The sequence below is a fragment of the Kribbella qitaiheensis genome (genome assembly GCF_042657745.1).
GTDB lineage: Bacteria > Actinomycetota > Actinomycetes > Propionibacteriales > Kribbellaceae > Kribbella > Kribbella qitaiheensis.
Genome location: NZ_JBHSKE010000089.1, coordinates 1 through 1259, shown reverse-complemented (window position 1 = coordinate 1259; position 1259 = coordinate 1). Strand labels below are relative to the sequence as shown.

At 68.0% G+C, this 1259-nt stretch carries 1 protein-coding gene; it reads left to right on the top strand.

Annotated features, from left to right (window positions below):
* Positions 1-84: 84 nt before the first annotated feature.
* Positions 85-1259 (top strand): IS4 family transposase (locus ACFPJ1_RS43265; protein WP_380112277.1); only part of this gene is annotated, 1175 nt, incomplete at its 3' end.

Sequence of the window (1259 nt, the reverse complement as noted above, 5' to 3'; positions counted from 1 at the left end):
GGTGCGGTGGTGGGGATTTAGAGACGGAGCTCCTGTAGATCAAGGGATTGTCTAGGTCGCCTTGAGTGCACAGGAGCTCCGTCGTTGTCTGAGTCTGCCACTGTTGTTGTGTCGCGGTCGATCAGGGTTGCTGGGGGTGTTTTCGCGCCGGGGCATGTGGGCGAGTTGACGCAGTATCTGCCGTTTGAGTTGGTCGATGACGTGCTGGAGCTGACCGGGGCGGTGCAGCGCAGGCTGCGGGATCTTCCGTCGCGGGTCGGGGTGTATTTCCTGCTCGCGTTGGTGATGTTCCCGGGGCTGGGGTATGCCCGGGTGTGGGCGAAGCTGACCAGCGGGTTGGCGGGTCTGGTGGTGCGGTGTCCGTCGGAGAAGGCGTTGCGTGATCTGCGTCGCCGGCTGGGGCCGGCGCCGATGAGGGCCTTGTTCGAGGTGGTGGCTGGGCCGCTGGCCCAGCCACACACGCCGGGCGTGTGTTACCGGGATCTGCGCACTGTGGCCTTTGACGGGTTGAACTCGCTGAAGGTCCCCGATACCGAACGCAACCGGTCCTGGCTGGGCAGGATCAGATACCGGATGGGCTTCGCGGGATACCCCACCCTGCGGCTGATGACCCTGGCCGAGACCGGCACCCGCGGCCTGATCGGCGCGGTCATCGGGTCGGCCACCGACCGCGACGAGGCCACCTTGGCCCGGCGCCTGCTGCCACTGCTGCGGCCAGGCATGCTCGTGCTGCTCGACCGGGCCTTCGACGCCAACGCGTTCCTCGCCGAGGTTGCCGGCACCGGCGCGATGCTGCTGGCCCGCAGCAAGTCGACCCGCAGCCCCCGGGTTCTGAGGCGCCTGCCCGACGGCTCCTACCTGTCCCGCTTCGACGGGCTGGACGTGCGGATCGTGGAAGCTCACCTGACGATGACCGGCAAGGACGGCAGTCGTGTCGGCGACAGCTACCGGCTGATCACCACCCTGCTCGACCACGACCGCTACCCGGCCGACGCCCTGGTCAGGCTCTATCACGAGCGCTGGGAGATCGAGTCCGCCTACCTCGCCCTGCGCCACACCATCCTGGACGGCCACGTCCTGCGCTCTGGCGACCAGCCCGGCCTGGAACAAGAGGTCTGGGCCCTGCTCACCCTCTACCAACTGTTGCGCATCGCCATGGTCACCGCGGTCGAGACTCAACCGGGCACCGACCCCGACCGGGCCAGCTTCACCACCGCGCTCGAGACCGCCCGCGATCAACTCACCGCGGCCCGCGGAGT